At 63.6% G+C, this 15490-nt stretch carries 16 protein-coding genes and 1 pseudogene; 16 read left to right on the top strand and 1 reads right to left on the bottom strand.

Annotated elements, in window-relative coordinates; translation table 11 throughout:
• Positions 1-75: 75 nt before the first annotated feature.
• The 3 genes from LG30_RS0115315 (at position 76) to gloA (ending at position 2008) form a co-directional block, all read left to right on the top strand.
• Positions 76-834, top strand: coding sequence for an electron transport complex subunit E (locus LG30_RS0115315; RefSeq protein WP_033131569.1), 759 nt, complete (start codon positions 76-78; stop codon positions 832-834).
• 21 nt (positions 835-855) lie between these two features.
• Positions 856-1497 (top strand): endonuclease III, encoded by a 642-nt coding sequence (gene nth / locus LG30_RS0115310; protein ID WP_033131568.1) that lies wholly within the window; start codon positions 856-858, stop codon positions 1495-1497.
• Between the two features lie 97 nt (positions 1498-1594).
• Positions 1595-2008 carry a lactoylglutathione lyase gene (gloA, locus tag LG30_RS0115305; RefSeq protein WP_033131567.1) on the top strand — a complete coding sequence of 138 codons (414 nt, stop codon included), beginning with the start codon at positions 1595-1597 and terminating at the stop codon, positions 2006-2008.
• A gap of 118 nt (positions 2009-2126) precedes the next feature.
• On the opposite strand, the gene LG30_RS0115300 is transcribed toward gloA, so the two are convergent.
• Positions 2127-3758 (bottom strand): methyl-accepting chemotaxis protein, encoded by a 1632-nt coding sequence (locus LG30_RS0115300; protein ID WP_033131566.1) that lies wholly within the window; start codon positions 3756-3758, stop codon positions 2127-2129.
• A gap of 334 nt (positions 3759-4092) precedes the next feature.
• Between LG30_RS0115300 and LG30_RS0115295 the strand changes: the two genes are divergently transcribed.
• The 13 genes and pseudogenes from LG30_RS0115295 (at position 4093) to pseI (ending at position 15478) form a co-directional block, all read left to right on the top strand.
• Positions 4093-5022, top strand: a complete 930-nt coding sequence (locus LG30_RS0115295; protein WP_033131565.1) for a ZIP family metal transporter — start codon at positions 4093-4095, stop codon at positions 5020-5022.
• A 23-nt stretch (positions 5023-5045) separates the two neighbouring features.
• A pseudogene (locus tag LG30_RS22155) lies at positions 5046-5171 on the top strand (ZIP family metal transporter); the annotation flags it as partial.
• A gap of 175 nt (positions 5172-5346) precedes the next feature.
• Positions 5347-6039: a 5'-methylthioadenosine/S-adenosylhomocysteine nucleosidase gene (gene mtnN, locus LG30_RS0115290; RefSeq protein WP_033131564.1), complete on the top strand. Its 693-nt coding sequence runs from the start codon at positions 5347-5349 to the stop codon at positions 6037-6039.
• Positions 6040-6062: 23 nt separating this feature from the next.
• On the top strand, positions 6063-6998 hold the full coding sequence (locus LG30_RS0115285; RefSeq protein WP_152599330.1) for a cobalamin biosynthesis protein: 936 nt from the start codon (positions 6063-6065) through the stop codon (positions 6996-6998).
• Positions 6991-7827, top strand: a complete 837-nt coding sequence (locus tag LG30_RS0115280) for a cobalamin-binding protein (protein ID WP_081966214.1) — start codon at positions 6991-6993, stop codon at positions 7825-7827. The genes LG30_RS0115285 and LG30_RS0115280 overlap by 8 nt, the downstream gene beginning before the upstream one ends.
• 106 nt (positions 7828-7933) lie before the next feature.
• Positions 7934-8938: a UDP-N-acetylglucosamine 4,6-dehydratase (inverting) gene (gene pseB, locus LG30_RS0115275; protein WP_033131562.1), complete on the top strand. Its 1005-nt coding sequence runs from the start codon at positions 7934-7936 to the stop codon at positions 8936-8938.
• Complete coding sequence (gene pseC / locus LG30_RS0115270) at positions 8935-10077, top strand: UDP-4-amino-4,6-dideoxy-N-acetyl-beta-L-altrosamine transaminase (protein ID WP_033131561.1); 1143 nt, start codon at positions 8935-8937, stop codon at positions 10075-10077. The genes pseB and pseC overlap by 4 nt, the downstream gene beginning before the upstream one ends.
• A complete protein-coding gene (locus LG30_RS0115265) occupies positions 10068-10913 on the top strand; it encodes an aldo/keto reductase (RefSeq protein WP_033131560.1) in 846 nt (281 codons plus the stop codon). Before pseC ends, LG30_RS0115265 begins: the two co-directional genes overlap by 10 nt.
• Positions 10910-11665, top strand: a complete 756-nt coding sequence (locus LG30_RS0115260; RefSeq protein WP_033131559.1) for a cytidylyltransferase domain-containing protein — start codon at positions 10910-10912, stop codon at positions 11663-11665. Before LG30_RS0115265 ends, LG30_RS0115260 begins: the two co-directional genes overlap by 4 nt.
• Positions 11662-12951 carry an aminotransferase class III-fold pyridoxal phosphate-dependent enzyme gene (locus LG30_RS0115255; RefSeq protein WP_033131558.1) on the top strand — a complete coding sequence of 430 codons (1290 nt, stop codon included), beginning with the start codon at positions 11662-11664 and terminating at the stop codon, positions 12949-12951. The genes LG30_RS0115260 and LG30_RS0115255 overlap by 4 nt, the downstream gene beginning before the upstream one ends.
• Complete coding sequence (locus tag LG30_RS0115250) at positions 12952-13896, top strand: hypothetical protein (protein WP_033131557.1); 945 nt, start codon at positions 12952-12954, stop codon at positions 13894-13896.
• The gene (pseH, locus tag LG30_RS0115245; protein ID WP_033131556.1) at positions 13878-14441 is read left to right on the top strand and encodes a UDP-4-amino-4,6-dideoxy-N-acetyl-beta-L-altrosamine N-acetyltransferase; all 564 of its coding nucleotides are present in this window, start codon (positions 13878-13880) and stop codon (positions 14439-14441) included. The genes LG30_RS0115250 and pseH overlap by 19 nt, the downstream gene beginning before the upstream one ends.
• On the top strand, positions 14438-15478 hold the full coding sequence (gene pseI, locus LG30_RS0115240; RefSeq protein WP_033131555.1) for a pseudaminic acid synthase: 1041 nt from the start codon (positions 14438-14440) through the stop codon (positions 15476-15478). The genes pseH and pseI overlap by 4 nt, the downstream gene beginning before the upstream one ends.
• The last annotated feature ends 12 nt before the right edge of the window (positions 15479-15490 follow it).

Genomic DNA, 15490 nt, shown 5'->3' with positions numbered 1-15490 from the left:
CCATGGCGGCTCATACACTGAAACAGAACAGATTGATGGCCGGCACGGGCTACTCGAGAACAGCGGAGCCAACAGATGGAACAGATTGATGTGATTGACGGCCAGAGCCTCGCCAACGAAGGCAATGGTCGCCGCGAAGAGCTCAAGGAGCTGATGCTGCAGGGGCTGTGGAAGAACAACCCCTCCCTGGTGCAGGTGCTGGGGCTCTGCCCGACCCTGGCGGTCTCCTCCACCTTCACCAACGCCCTCGGGCTTGGGCTGGCGACCATGGTGGTGCTGGTGAGCTCCAACCTCGCCATCTCCCTGGTGCGCAACCTGGCGCCCAAGGATATTCGCATCCCGATCTACGTGATGATCATCGCCGCCCTGGTGACCAGCGTGCAGCTGTTGATGAACGCCTACACCTATGGCCTCTATCAGTCCCTCGGCATCTTCATCGCGCTGATCGTCACCAACTGCATCATCATCGGTCGGGCCGAGGCTTATGCCTCCAAGAACCCGCCTCTGCTGGCGGCCGTCGACGGCTTCATGATGGGGCTGGGCTTCACCCTGGTGCTGCTGGTACTGGGGGGCCTGCGGGAGATCATCGGCATGGGTACCCTGTTCGACGGCGCCGATCTGCTGCTGGGAGACTGGGCCAAGTCCCTGCGCATCGAGCTGTTCCACGCCGATGCCAGCCTGTTGATCGCCATCCTGCCGCCCGGTGGCTTCATCGGGCTTGGGCTGCTCATCGCCGCCAAGAATGCCATCAACGATCGCATGGGTCGCAAGCAGGCCGCCGACAAGGCCCACTGCGCCGTGCCGGCCCCCGGAGCCCGCGCGACTCAGCTTTAAAAGAACCAGACTCGAGACTCGATGAATAACCAAAAACGCAGACAAATTCTGGAGCGGCTGCGGGACAACAACCCGCATCCCACCACCGAGCTCAACTTCAACTCGCCGTTCGAGCTCTTGATCGCCGTCTTGCTGTCGGCCCAGGCCACCGATGTCAGCGTCAACAAGGCCACCGCCCTGCTCTATCCGGTGGCCAATACCCCGGCCGCCATGCTGGCGCTCGGGGTGGACGGGGTGAAGCAGTACATCAAGACCATTGGCCTGTTCAACACCAAGGCCGAGAACGTCATCAAGACCTGCGCCATCCTGCTGGAGCGCCACGGCGGTGAAGTGCCGGAGGACCGCGAGGCGCTGGAAGCCCTGCCCGGGGTCGGCCGCAAGACCGCCAACGTGGTGCTCAACACCGCCTTCGGCTGGCCCACCATCGCCGTCGACACCCACATCTTTCGCGTCTCCAACCGCACCGGCTTCGCGGTGGGCAAGAACGTGGATCAGGTGGAAGAAAAACTCCTCAAGGTGGTGCCCGCCGAGTTCAAGCTGGATGTGCACCACTGGCTGATCCTGCATGGGCGCTACACCTGTCTGGCTCGCAAACCGCGCTGCGGCTCCTGTATCATCGAAGACTTGTGCGAGTACAAAGAAAAAGTCTATCCAGAGAGCTAACCAAAGCGACCTCTGTTAATAGAACAAATAATCCCTACCATTTGTTCTGTTGATTCATATAAAAGCAGTACAAACAACCAACCTGGAGAGGCAAGCAATGAGAATTCTGCACACCATGCTGCGCGTCGGCGATCTGCAACGCTCCATCGACTTCTACACCCGGGTGCTCGGCATGAAGCTGCTGCGCAAGAGCGAGAACAGCGAGTACAAGTACACCCTGGCCTTCGTCGGTTACGGCGACGAGAAGGATGAAGCCGTCATCGAGCTGACCTACAACTGGGGCGTCAGCGAGTACGAGCTGGGCTCGGCCTACGGCCACATCGCCCTGGAAGCGGACGACATCTATGGCACCTGCGATGCCCTGCGCGCCGCCGGCGCCAAGATCACCCGCGAGCCGGGCCCGGTGAAGGGTGGCACTACCGTCATCGCCTTCGTGGAAGATCCGGACGGTTACAAGATTGAGCTGATCGCCAAGAAGGATGCGGGCGCGGGTCTGGGCCAGAGCGCCTAAGCCAGCCGCTTGCGAGCGATAAAAAACGGGGCCATGGGCCCCGTTTTTTTGTCTGTGCCCGACGGCTCAGTGCGCCCCGCAACAGGGTGCACTGAACCTCGGCAGCGAACTGTCAGCATCAGGCCAGGCGGAACCGACCTATGGTCTGGCGCAGGCCGGCCGCCAGCTGGCTCAGCTCCAGGCAGGCGCGGGCGGTGTGATCGGCACCGATCGCCACCTCGTTGGAGGAATCGTTGATCCGCTCCACGTTGCGGCCCAACTCGTCGGAGACCGCATCCTGCTCACCGCAGGCGCTGGCGATCTGGATCGCCATGTCGGCTATCTGGGCCACCGCCTCTTCGATCTGCTGGATGCCCGAGCTAGTCTGCTCGCTTTGCACCACGCACTGGCGGATCATCTCGCAGCTCTGGCCGGTCACCGCCTTCGCCTGATTGGCGCGGGCCTGCAGGGTCTCGATGATGGCGACTATCTCGCCGGTGGAGGCCTGGGTACGGCCCGCCAGGGTGCGTACCTCGTCGGCCACCACGGCGAAACCACGGCCCTGCTCGCCGGCGCGGGCTGCCTCGATGGCGGCGTTCAGCGCCAGCAGGTTGGTCTGATCTGCGATGCCGCGGATCACGTCCACCACCAGGTTGATCTGGGCGGATTCCCGCTCCAGCTCGGTCACCAGGGTGCCCGCCTGCTCTATCTCTTCGGCGACCCGGGTGATGGCCACCAGGGCCCCCTGCACATCCTGATTGCCCCGTCTGGCCAGGGCATTGGCGGAGCTGGCGGATTCCGAGGCGACCTCGGTATTGCCCGCCACGTCGGCCACGGTTGCCTTCATCTGGGCCATGGCGGTCGCCACCATGGAGATCTCCTGCTGCTGGCTCTGGATCCCTTGTGCCGATTGCTCGGAGACGGTGCTCACCTCCTCGATGGCGGCGCCGAGCTGGGTCACCGCGGCCACCACCTCTTCGATGAGGCCGCGCAGGTTGTCCTGCATCTTGAGGGAGGCCCTGGCCAGCATGCCGAGTTCATCCTGGCCGATGTGCTGGCGATCCAGCTGGTGGGTCAGATCGCCGGCCGCGATGGCGTTGGCCTGGGCCACCACCGCCTGCAGCGGCAGGCAGATCTGGCGGGTGAGGAACCAGGTCATCACCCCCATGAACAACAGCAGGGCACCTATGCCCAGGGTGGCGGAGTTGGTCACCATGCTGACGCTGCCGAGCAGGCTGCCACGGTTCTCCTGCACGAAGCCGAGGTTGACGTCCACCAGGCCGTTGACCGAGCGCTCCAGCTCGGCATAAGCCCCGTTGGACTGGAACAGCTCATCCTTGGCCTGCGCCATGTTGCCCTGTGCCAGCAGGCTGTCGACCCGGTTGACCGCGCTCAGGTACTGTTGCCAGTGCTGCCTGGCGCCCATGAACACCCGCCGCTCGTTGTCGTCCCCCACCGTCGCCTCATAGGCACTGAGGGCGCGCTCGACCTTGTTGATGTTGTCCTGAATGCGGCCACGGCGCGCCTGCAGATCGGCGGCGTCCTCGATCATCAGCAGGGCAAACTGGGCGCGGCGCACATAGGAGACGTCATAGAGCAGGTTCTCCACCGAGATCACGCTGGGCAGGGTGGAGTCGGTGAAATTCAGCACCCGAGACCGTATGTCGCGCAATTCGCTGGCGAGAAAGAGGCCGAATATCACGTTGATGACGGCAATGACCGAAAAGACCACGGCAATCTTCTTGCCGATGGAGAGATTCTTGTAAGACATGGTGGCGGTGATCCTCAACTGCTGATGAGCAGCGGTGCTGTGACGATCACATCCCTGTGAGCGATGACCCGAGAGTCCTGACGGGAAATGCAAAAAATCGCGAAAGATCAAAGGGAGGAGACTTCGCAAGGGGCGGCACCTTACCACAATCCCCCCACGGCCTCATCGCCTTTATCGATTTCAATCGGCGCTCTGCGCCAGGCACAATAGCGACCGGGAGACGGCAAACTTGAGCCGATTGTCACAATCGACCCGTCCTCGTGGACAAACCGCGGGTCAGGTTATGTAATGGCGTCCTCGTCTCTTCACTCTCACTGCCCCCGAGGTCTTGTTCATGGATAACGCATCGACCCTACCATCCCCCTGGTCTGCTCAACTGCGTGAGCAGATCCAGGCCCGCCCCCTCACCGCCCTGGGGCTGCTCGTCGCCCTGATCGCCGTCTTGCTGCTCCTGCTGCAGAGCCTCGTCATGCTGGCGGCCGGTGACATCAGCCCGGGGGTGCGCTATGGCCTCATCGGCGGGGTCGCCGGTTTCGCCGCCACGGCGCTCGGTGCCCTGCCGGCCCTGTTCCTGCGCTCTGTGCCGCAACGGGTGGAGGATGGCATGCTGGGCTTCGCTGCCGGCATGATGCTGGCCGCCAGCGCCTTCTCCCTGCTGCTGCCGGGGCTCGAGGCCGCCGAGGGGATCACCGGCGACGGCTTTCTCGCCGCCGTGGTGGTGGTCGCGGGCATGACCCTCGGCGTCTTGCTGATGCTGGGGCTGGATCAATTCACCCCCCACGAGCACGACAAGACGGGCCCCTGCGGCCCCGGCCACGAGAGTTGCTCCCGGGTCTGGCTGTTCGTGTTCGCCATCGCCCTGCACAACCTGCCGGAAGGCATGGCCATCGGGGTCAGCTTCTCCCAGGGGGACATGGCGGTGGGCTTGCCGCTGACCACCGCCATCGCCCTGCAAGACATTCCGGAAGGGCTGGCGGTGGCGCTCGCCATGTGCGCCGCCGGTTTTCGTCCCTCGGTCGCCGTGCTGGTGGCCATCGGCAGCGGCCTGCTGGAACCGCTCGGTGCCCTGCTCGGGGTGGGACTCGCCAGCGGCATGGCTATCGCCTACCCCATTGGCCTGGGACTTGCCGCCGGCGCCATGTTGTTCGTGGTCTCCCACGAGGTGATCCCGGAAACCCATCGCAACGGTCACCAGACCTATGCCACCCTGGGGCTGATGGCGGGCTTCGCCCTGATGATGACGCTCGACACGGCGCTGGGTTGAGACGCTGGCACCCCATGTAGCCAGTGGTCTTCCACGAGGGGATCCCGAATACCCACCTCAACAGTCACCAGACCTATGCCACTTTTGCCACTCTGGGCCTGATGGCGGGCTTCGCCCTGATGATGACGCTGGATACCGCCCTGGGGTAAAGCGCGGATGACTGGTCGGAGGAGCGGACCGGTTTATTTAGACGCCACTCCGGCCTCCCCCGTCTGCATTCGACCGTAGGCACTCGGCGCCGCCCTTATCTTTTGCTATGATCCGCGCCAACTTATTTCGGCCAAGCGGCCGACCCCGCGCAAGACCAGAGAGACGAGGTAGAGGATGAAAGTAGGTATTATCGGCGCCATGGAGCAGGAAGTAGCCCTGCTGCGCAGCCAGCTGAGCGAACTGACCACCCTGCAACTGGGCGGCTGCGAGTTCTATCAGGGCCGCCTGGCCGGTAAAGAGGTGATCCTGACCCGCTCCGGTATCGGCAAGGTCGCCGCCAGCGTCGCCACCAGCCTGCTGCTGGAAAAATTTGCCCCGGATTGCGTCATCAACACCGGCTCCGCCGGCGGTTTCGCCCAGGACCTGCATATCGGTGACGTTGTGATCGCGAGCGAAATGCGCTTCCACGACGTGGACGTGACCGCCTTCGGTTACGAGATGGGCCAGATGGCCCAGCAGCCCGCCGCCTTCCCCTGTGACGAGAAGCTGATGGCCGTGGCCCAAGCCTGCATCGCCGAGCAAGGCAAGCACCAGACCAAGGTCGGCCTCATCTGCACCGGCGATCAATTCATGTGCAAGCCGGACGCCATCGCCAAGGCCCGCGCCGACTTCCCGCAGATGCTGGCGGTGGAGATGGAAGGGGCCGCTATCGGCCAGGTGTGCCACATGTTCAAGGTGCCCTACCTGGTGGTGCGCGCCATGTCTGACATCGCCGGCAAGGAGCAGGTGGAATCCTTCGATGCCTTCATCGAAGTGGCGGGCCAGCACTCGGCCGAGATGATCATCGCGCTGCTCGGCAAGCTGTGATCGACACCGCCAACCTGGCACAGATGGCCGCCTCGCTGGCTTCAACGACGGCGGCCATTTTAGTGGGCGCCGCCCTGCTGGAGGCGCTCCTGCCCTGGCCTGCCCGTTTCCGGCTTGGCGCGACCCTTCCCCTGCTGACCCGCCTCGGTCGCAAGGTGCATCGCCCCGATGGCTCGCCCCGTCAACAACTGCAGGCCGGCCTGCTGGCGCTGTTGGTGGTCTGGCTACCCTGCGCCGCCGGGCTCTGGGCGTTGCGCAACCTCTCCCTGTCCGAACCCCTGTTCGATCTCCTGTTCCTGCTGCTGATGCTGGAATCCCGGCCCCTGCGCGAACTCGCCAAGGCGACCCGGGCGCTCGCGACGCAAGAGACCCTGGTGGTGGCAAGGCTGCAAGTGGCCCCCTGGCTCAAACGCGAGACGGGCACCCTGTCGGTGATGGGATTGAACAAGGCGGTGAGCGAGAGCTGTGTGCTGCGACTGGTGGGCCAATGGGCCGGCCCCTTGCTGGGCTTCGCCCTGGCCGGGGTACAGGGCGCCCTGCTCTGGCGTCTCGCCCAGCTGATGAATCAGGGCTGGAGCCCGAAAAGGCCCGAGTTTGCCCATTTCGGCCGCCCCGCCGCCGCGCTCTATCAGGGGCTCTGTGCCCCCACCATCTTGCTGCTGGCGCTGCCGCTGTGCTTGAGCCAGCTGCGTCAACTGGGCAGCCGACTGCGCGCGGCCCTCCATTGGCCCTATCCGGCCATGGGTTGCCTGCTCAGCCTACTGGCACAAAACACCAATAATCGGCTGGGAGGCCCGCGCTACTATCAGGGACAGCTAGTGCGCTTCCCGGTGTTTGACGCCGGCGCCGACCCCGTCGCCGACTCGCCACTGCGCCTGCTCCATCGCCTGTTGCTGATAGGGTGGAGCTGGCTGGCGCTGGCCCTGCTGCTCACACTGCTGGAGTTGTCCCGTGGCTAGCCTCTTCGACTTGCGCGCCCTTGGCGTTCTGCTTTGCCTGCTCTGCTGGCCGCTCTCGGGCTTGGCCCAACCGCCGCAGCGGATCATCAGCCTCACCCCCCACCTGACCGAACTGCTGTTCGACATAGGCGCCGGGGATCGCATCGTCGCCACCGACGATGCCTCCGATTTTCCCCCCGAGGTGAAAACCCGGCCACAGGTTGCCAACTACCGCAGCATCAACCTGGAAGCCCTGCTGGCCCAGAAGCCCGATCTGGTGGTGGCCTGGCGCTCCGCCCAGTCCCGCATGCTGGCCCCCATAGAGCAACTCGGCATTCCGGTCTTCTATTCGGAGCCCACCGACTTTGCCTCCCTGGCCGACGAGATGCGCCGCCTGGGCACGCTGCTTGGCGTCGAGCAGACCGCCAATGCCCGGGCCGATGCCTACCTGGCGAGGCTCCATGCCCTGAAGAGTCGTTATGGCCAACCCAAGCCGGTGTCGGTGTTCTACCAGCTCTGGACCCCGCCGCTGACCAGCGTCAACGATTCGACCTGGCCGGGTCAGGCCATTCACCTCTGCGGTGGCACCAATGTGACCGCCGAAGCCAGGACCCCCTACCCCCAGCTCGGGCTGGAGCAGGTGATCAAGGCCAACCCGACCCTGATCCTGGCCGGCAGTCAGGATCCCGCCGTGCTGGCCCACTGGCAGCAGTGGCCCATGCTGGATGCCGTCAAGCACCAGCGGCTCAGGCTCATCAACCCCGATGAGTTGCACCGCTTCACCCCCAGAGCCCTCAACGCGGTGGAGAAGGTGTGTGAAGCCATAGCGCAGGCCAACCCGGCCCCCTGAGCCACATTCCTATCGCGAGTCTGCCACCAGGATGCCAAAGATGGGTTCTGGCACAGAATATGCTTTTAATTTTCGCAGACACACACCTTCATCATGGGACACCAACATGTTCAACGGAAAAACGATCCTGGTCACCGGGGGTTCCGGCTCCTTTGGCAAGAAATTCATCGAGACGGTCCTCTCCCGTTACACCCCCAGCCGTTTGATCGTGTATTCCCGTGATGAACTCAAGCAGTTCGAGATGCAGCAGCGTTTCAACCACCCCTGCATGCGTTACTTCATCGGTGATGTACGAGACGCAGAGCGGCTCAACATGGCCATGCACGGCGTGGACTTCGTGGTGCATGCCGCCGCCCTCAAGCAGGTACCTGCTGCCGAATACAACCCCATGGAGTGCATCAAGACCAACGTGGGGGGCGCGGAAAACGTCATCAAGGCGGCACTCAATAACGGGGTCGAGAAGGTGATCGCCCTCTCCACCGACAAGGCCGCCAACCCGGTCAACCTCTATGGCGCCACCAAACTCTGCTCCGACAAGCTGTTTGTCGCCGCCAATAATATGGCGGGCAAGAACCCGACCATCTTCTCCGTGGTCCGTTATGGCAACGTGGTGGGCTCTCGTGGCTCAGTGGTGCCCTTCTTCGACAGGCTGATCAGAGAGGGTGCCAGCCATCTGCCGATCACTCACGCCGAGATGACCCGCTTCTGGCTCACCTTGCAACAAGGGGTCGACTTCGTGCTGACCAATTTCCAGCGGATGAAGGGGGGGGAGCTGTTTATCCCCAAGATCCCGTCCGTGCGCATCACGGATCTGGCCAGCGCCATGGCGCCGGAACTGCCACAAGAGATCATCGGCATTCGCCCCGGCGAGAAGCTGCACGAGGTCATGTGCCCGGCCGACGACTCCTATCACACCTTCGAGTTCAAGGATTATTACGTGATCTCCCCGAGCATCAGTTTCAGCAGTCGCAACAACGACTTCACAACCAATGCCATTGGGGAAACGGCCACTCTGGTCGAACCCGGTTTTGAATACAATTCCCTAAACAATCAGCACTTTCTGTCGATAGACGAATTACAGATGATGAACCAGCAGGTGCTAGCCGAATGATCCCCTATGGACGCCAATCCATCACAGATGATGACATCGATGCCGTTGTTGCCGTCCTGAAGTCGGACTATCTCACCCAGGGTGAGGCGGTCCCCGCCTTTGAGCAGGGACTGGCCGATTATTGCCAGGTCCCCCATGTAGTCGCCTGCAACAATGGCACCACGGCCCTGCACCTCGCCTGTGCCGTGCTGGCACTGGACAGCAATGACTGGGTCTGGGTCTCTGCCATCAGCTTCGTCGCCTCCGCCAACTGTGCCCGTTACTGCGGCGCCCAGGTGGACTTTGTCGATGTGGAGCCCGATACCGGCAACCTGTGCGTGGCGGCGCTGCGCGCCAAGCTGGAGGCCGTTCAGGGCACCCCGGCTCAGCCCAAGGCGCTGGTCGCCGTGCACCTGGCGGGTCAGCCCTGCGATCTGGCGGAAATTGGCGCCCTGTGTCGGCAATATGACGTTCGCCTGATTGAGGATGCCTGCCATGCCCTGGGGGCCAGCTATCAGGGGGACCCCATCGGCAGCTGCGCCCACAGCGACATGACCGTCTTCAGCTTCCATCCCGTGAAACCCATCACCACGGGGGAAGGGGGAGCTGTGACCACCCGCAGTGCCGAGCTGGCGGCCAAGCTTCGCCTCTATCGTAGCCATGGCATCACCCGGGACCCCGAGCAACTGAGCGCTCCCACTCCGGGTGGCTGGTACTATGAGCAGCAGGTGCTCGGCTTCAACTATCGGCTGACCGACATTCAGGCCGCGCTGGGCCTGAGCCAGCTCGACCGCTTGTCCCACTTTATAGACCGGCGCCAACAACTGGCAGCCCGTTACGACGAGCTGCTGACCCGGCTGCCGGTCAGGCCACTGCGTCAATGCGAGGATCGCCGCTGTGGCTACCACCTCTACGTGATCCAGGTTGCCGACCGCGACCAGGTGTTTGCCCGCCTGCGGGACGCAGGCATAGGGGTCAATGTGCATTACATGCCCATCCCGGCCCAGCCCTACTACCGTGAGCTGGGGCAGGATCCCGCCAATTACCCCGGCGCCCAGGCTTACTACCGTCAGGCCATCAGCCTGCCCCTGTTCCCCACCCTCTCTCTGGCCGATCAGGACAGGGTCATCCAGGCCCTGGAGCTGGTGCTATGCGCCTAGCCCTGGGCACGGTGCAGTTTGGGCTCGATTACGGCATCAGCAATCGGGCAGGCGAGGTTGCGGATAGCGAGCTCGACAGCATACTGGCCCTGGCCCGTCGCCTCGGGATAGATACCCTGGACACGGCGCAAGCCTATGGCAATGCGGAGTCACGGCTCGGCAGCCGACAAACCGCCGACTTCACTATGGTGAGCAAGCTGGCCCCGGGCACCTCGGCCACCAATGTCGTGGCCTGTGTCGATGACAGCCTGCAGCGGCTCGGCCGCGCCAGGCTGGATGGTCTGCTGCTGCACCGCAGCCAGGATGCCGGCCCGGCGCTGTTCGAGCGGCTCAAGGAGCTGCAGCGACAGGGCAAGGTGGGCAAGCTCGGCGTTTCCGTCTATTCACCGCAAGAGCTCGCACACTGGCTCGAAGAGGGTCATCCCCTGCAACTGGTGCAACTGCCCGCCAACCTGCTGGATCAGCGCTTCCTGCGTGCGGGCTGGCTCGATCGGTTGCAGGATATGGGCTGCGAGATCCACATCCGTTCCCTCTTCCTGCAGGGACTGCTGCTGATGCAGCCGGCGCTGCGCCCGGCTTACTTCAAGGCCTTCGCCGAGCCGCTGGCGCGGCTGGACAATTGGTATCCCCATCTCTCCCCCCTCGTCAAGGCGCTCTCGCTGACAGCGGCCCTGCCGCAGGTCAGCCGTTTCGTGGTGGGGGTCTGTCATGCCCATGAGCTGGCGGCCATAGGCGCGGCCCATGGCCATCTGCCTCAGTGGCCCGACACCGAGCTCGCCGGCCTCGCCTGCGACGACCCCTTCCTCATCAATCCGGCCATGTGGACATCATCATGATCCTCGGAATCTTGCAAGCCAGGGCGGGCTCCAGCCGGCTGCCTGGCAAGGTGCTCAAACCCTTGCTGGGCGAACCTATGCTCGCACGTCAGATTGAGCGGCTCAAACGCGCGACAGGGCTGGATCAGTTGATGGTCGCCACCAGCGATCAGGCCGACGATGAAGCCATCGCCCGGCTTTGTGAGCGACTCGGTGTTCCCTGTTTTCGTGGGCCCCTGAACGATGTGCTGGCACGTTTCCACCTGGCGGCCCAACCCTTTGCACCGGCTCATGTCGTCAGACTGACCGGCGACTGCCCGCTGGCGGATCCCGAGCTCATCGACGAGCTCATCGAACTGCATCTGGCTGGCGGCTATGACTACAGCAGCAACTGCTGGGACCCCAGCTACCCCGATGGGCTGGACGCCGAGATCCTGAGTGCCGGCACCCTCAACCTGCTGGCCGAGCAGGCCCATAGCCAGGTTCAGCGTGAACACGTCACCTACTACATCCGCCAACATGAAACGCAGTTCAACATAGGCAAGCTGGCACGCCAGCCGAGCCTGTCTCATCTGCGCTGGACGGTAGATGAACCCGCCGATTTTGAGCTGATTGAACAGATTTACAGACAGCTTTACCCTGCAAACCCAGCATTTACCACTAACGACATCCTCAATTTGCTGGCTCGGGCGCCATATCTCGCGACCCTGAATACCCGGCATCAGCGCAATGAAGGGCTGGCAAGCTCGCTGGCCAAGGAGAAGCACCCATGACCTCACGTTATCAGCATTCACTGGCACTCTCCGCCCGGGCAGAGCAGAGCATTCCCCTGGGCTCCCAGACCTTCTCCAAGAGCCGTCTCTGCTTCCCCTACGGCGCCGCCCCCCTGTTTATCGAGCGCGGTGAAGGCGCAACGGTCTGGGACGTGGATGGCAACCAGTACCTGGATTTTGCCAGCGGCCTGCTGGCCATCAGCCTGGGCTACTGTGACCCGGACGTGAACCAGGCCGTGCTGGAGCAGCTCAACCTGGGCTCCATCTTCTCGCTGCCTCACCGGCTGGAGACCGAAGTGGCGGAGCAGCTTATCGAGCTCATCCCCTGCGCCGAGATGGTACGCTTTGGCAAGAACGGCACCGACGCCACCTCCGCCTGTATCCGCCTCTCCCGCGCCGTGACCGGCCGTGAGCGAGTCGCCGTCTGTGGCTACCACGGCTGGCAGGACTGGTACATAGGCTCCACCACCCGCCACCTGGGGGTGCCCGAGTGCGTGCGCGAGCTCACTCATCGCTTTGACTACAACGATCTGGCCTCCCTGCGGGCCCAGCTCGAGGCTCACCCCGGCGAATTTGCCGCCGTGATCCTGGAGCCCATGAACGTCGCCTGGCCTACGCCGGAGTTTCTGCCCGGCCTGCGCCAGCTGTGCGATGAGCACGGTGCCCTGCTCATCTTCGATGAGACCATCACGGGTTTTCGCTTCCACCTTGGCGGTGCCCAGACCCTGTTCGGCGTCACCCCGGATCTCGCTGCCTTCGGCAAGGGGATGGCAAACGGCTTCCCCATCTCCGCCGTGGTGGGCCGCCGCGAGCACATGCGGCGCATGGAGGATATCTTCTTCTCCGGCACCTTCGGCGGCGATGCCATCGCCCTGGCGGCCGCCAACGCCGTGATCAAGAAGATGCGTCGACTGGATGTGCCTGCACGACTGGCCGAACGTGGCCAGCAATTGCTTAGCGAACTCGATGCCTTGCTGCAGAGGCTGGATGCCCCGAACTGGCTGCAGAGCGCCGGCCACCCGAGCTGGAGCTTCCTGCTCATCAGCGATTCCCCCAACCACTCCAGCTGGCTGCTGAAAAGCTACTTCATTCAGGAACTGTGCAAGCGCGGGATCCTGAGCCTCGGCAGCCACAACATCAACCTGGCGCACGGTGAAGCCGAGGTCGCACGGCTGCTCGAGGTCTATGCCGAGGTGCTGCCTGCGCTGATCCGTCTGGATGCCGAACACGCCATCCACGAGGCCCTGGATGGCGAGCCGATCCAGCCCGTCTTCAAGGTGCGCTGAGTGCTGCCACTCTGGATTTTCAGTGAAGGGGACAAGGCGCGGGGCCTGGGTCATCTCAGCCGCTGCTGCGCCTACGCCGCCGCCTGGCGAGCCCAGGGGGGCACCGTCCATTGGGTCGTGGACGGGGATAAGTTCGCCGGTTCCCTGCTCGAGGGCGACAGCGTCAGCTGGGAGGCGTGGCAGGATAAAAACGTCCCCCCACAGAACGCCGTCGCCATCGTCGACTCCTATTCGGCAAGCCTGACCACTCTGGAGTGCATCTCGGCCGGCTTTGTGCGGGTCATCTACCTCGATGACACCAGGCGACTGGCCTACCCCGAGGGACGGGTGATCCATGCCAGCCCCGGCGTGCCCGACTCGCAGCCGGGCGCCGCCATCTGGCAGTGGGGGCCGAGTTGGCAGCCGCTGCGCCCACCGTTTTGGTCGGTGCCCGCCCGCACTCGGATCTCCGCCCGTATCGAGCGCCTCCTGATCATCATGGGAGGGACAGATATCCGGGATCTGACCCCGGGATTAGTGGCGTGGCTGCATCGTCATCACCCCGAGGTCGAGCTGGAGGTAATAACCCAGAAACATGACTCACGGCTCCTGGAATGCAGGCAGCACCATCGCCTCGACGCCGGACAGATGGTTGAACTCATGTCCCGCTGCGATCTCGCCATCAGCGCTGCCGGCCAGGTCAGCTACGAACTGGCCCGCTGCGGTCTGCCCGGCCTTCTCATCGGGGTCGCCGACAATCAGGCCGAGCAGCTCGCAGGCTGGTGCGACCCGGACGGCTTCGTCTCGGGAGGTTGGTGGCATGAGGAGGGGTTATATACCCAACTGGCACAAGGCCTGGCCTTGCTCGGCAGCCAGGATGAACGGGCCAGACGAGCCCGGGGGCTGCAAGCACGAATGAACGGAAATGGCACCCTGGAGGCCCTCGCATGGCTCAACCAGCGCTAGATCTGCACCGAAGCGTCGAGCTGGCCGGGCTGACCCTCCTCCCCTTCTCCACCCTGAGTGAGCCGCAGACACTGACGGTTTGGCAGATGCGCAACCACCCGGATGTGGCCCACTGGATGAGCTCGGGAGGCGAGATCCCGCTGGAGGCTCACCTGGTCTTCATGGCACGCCAGCAGCACGAGACCCGCAACTTCAACTACCTCTGCCTAGATAGCCAGGGCCCCGCCGGGGTCGTTTCCCTGCACCAGCTGGACTGGCACAACCGCATCGCCTGGCTCGGCATCTATCGCAACCCCTCCCGGCACGGGGAGCGCCTGGGCGCGCGCCTGCTGGCGGCCGTCGGTCAGCTGGCATTCGATATTGCCCGGCTGCACACCCTCAAGCTGGAGGTGGCCGCCGACAACGAGCGAGCCATCCAGGCCTATCAAAGAGCCGGCTTTCGCCACGAAGGCGCCTGGCGGGAAGCCGTCTGCCGCCAGGATCAACACCGCTTTATCGATCTCCTGCTCATGGGGATCACCGAACAGGAGTGGAAACACCCATGACACTAGCCCTGGCTCAAGCCATCAATCCGAACCGATGCTTCGTCATCGCCGAACTGTCGGCCAATCATGGCCACTCCCTGGAGACGGCGCTGGCGACCGTGCGCGCCGCCAAGGCGTGCGGCGCCGATGCCATCAAGATCCAGACCTATACCGCGGACACCATCACCCTGGATTGTGACAACGACTATTTCCAGATCAAGCAGGGAACCATCTGGGATGGCACCACCCTCCATAAGCTGTATCAGCAGGCCTTTACCCCCTGGGAATGGCATGCCGCCATCCAGGCCGAGGCACACAGGGAGGGGCTGGTCTTCTTCTCGACCCCTTTTGATTTCACTGCCGTCGATTTCCTGGAGAGCCTCGAGGTACCGCTCTACAAGATCGCCTCCTTCGAGATCACCGACATACCGCTGATCGAATACGCCGCCAGCAAGGGCAAGCCGATGATCATCTCGACCGGCATCGCCACCCTCGCCGACATAGATGCGGCCGTGCAGGCCTGTCGGCGCATGGGCAACCAGGACATTACCCTGCTCAAGTGCACCTCCTCCTACCCGGCCCCGGCCGAGGAGGCAAACCTGCTCACCATGCCCAACCTGGCGCAGACCTTCGGGGTCAAGGCCGGGCTGTCGGATCATACCCTGGGTCATGCCGTGGCCATCGCCGCTACCGCCCTCGGCGCCAAAGTGATCGAGAAGCACTTTATTCTGGATCGCACCATCGGTGGGCCTGATGCCTCTTTTTCGATGACACCCAGCGAGTTCGGCTCAATGGTTGAAGGAATACGGCAAGCGGAAGCGGCGCTGGGCGAGGTCAGCTACCACCTCAATGAGAAGGCAATGCTGAGTCGGCAATTCTCGCGCTCCCTCTTCGTGTGCCAGGAGATGAAGGCAGGCGAGGCGTTCACCCCCCAAAACCTGAGATCCATTCGCCCCGCCCACGGCTTGGCACCTGTCCACCTGCCCTCCCTGCTCGGTCGCAGCGCCAGTCAGGATATTCAGGCGGGTACGCCACTGGATTGGTCACTGGTTTCCTGACCCCGAGGAACA

It is taken from the genome of Aeromonas aquatica (assembly GCF_000764655.1).
In the GTDB taxonomy this organism is placed as follows: domain Bacteria; phylum Pseudomonadota; class Gammaproteobacteria; order Enterobacterales; family Aeromonadaceae; genus Aeromonas; species Aeromonas aquatica.
Note: the sequence above shows the minus strand (reverse complement) of the source record. Positions and strands in the feature narration are given on the sequence as shown.

Bases quoted from the DNA above. Each gene is read 5' to 3' on its own strand.
- LG30_RS0115315 (WP_033131569.1), top strand. From the start codon at position 76: ATGGAACAGATTGATGTGATTGACGGCCAGAGCCTCGCCAACGAAGGC.
- nth (WP_033131568.1), top strand. From the start codon at position 856: ATGAATAACCAAAAACGCAGACAAATTCTGGAGCGGCTGCGGGACAAC.
- gloA (WP_033131567.1), top strand. From the start codon at position 1,595: ATGAGAATTCTGCACACCATGCTGCGCGTCGGCGATCTGCAACGCTCC.
- LG30_RS0115300 (WP_033131566.1), bottom strand. From the start codon at position 3,758: ATGTCTTACAAGAATCTCTCCATCGGCAAGAAGATTGCCGTGGTCTTT.
- LG30_RS0115295 (WP_033131565.1), top strand. From the start codon at position 4,093: ATGGATAACGCATCGACCCTACCATCCCCCTGGTCTGCTCAACTGCGT.
- mtnN (WP_033131564.1), top strand. From the start codon at position 5,347: ATGAAAGTAGGTATTATCGGCGCCATGGAGCAGGAAGTAGCCCTGCTG.
- LG30_RS0115285 (WP_152599330.1), top strand. From the start codon at position 6,063: ATGGCCGCCTCGCTGGCTTCAACGACGGCGGCCATTTTAGTGGGCGCC.
- pseB (WP_033131562.1), top strand. From the start codon at position 7,934: ATGTTCAACGGAAAAACGATCCTGGTCACCGGGGGTTCCGGCTCCTTT.
- pseC (WP_033131561.1), top strand. From the start codon at position 8,935: ATGATCCCCTATGGACGCCAATCCATCACAGATGATGACATCGATGCC.
- LG30_RS0115265 (WP_033131560.1), top strand. From the start codon at position 10,068: ATGCGCCTAGCCCTGGGCACGGTGCAGTTTGGGCTCGATTACGGCATC.
- LG30_RS0115260 (WP_033131559.1), top strand. From the start codon at position 10,910: ATGATCCTCGGAATCTTGCAAGCCAGGGCGGGCTCCAGCCGGCTGCCT.
- LG30_RS0115255 (WP_033131558.1), top strand. From the start codon at position 11,662: ATGACCTCACGTTATCAGCATTCACTGGCACTCTCCGCCCGGGCAGAG.
- pseH (WP_033131556.1), top strand. From the start codon at position 13,878: ATGGCTCAACCAGCGCTAGATCTGCACCGAAGCGTCGAGCTGGCCGGG.
- pseI (WP_033131555.1), top strand. From the start codon at position 14,438: ATGACACTAGCCCTGGCTCAAGCCATCAATCCGAACCGATGCTTCGTC.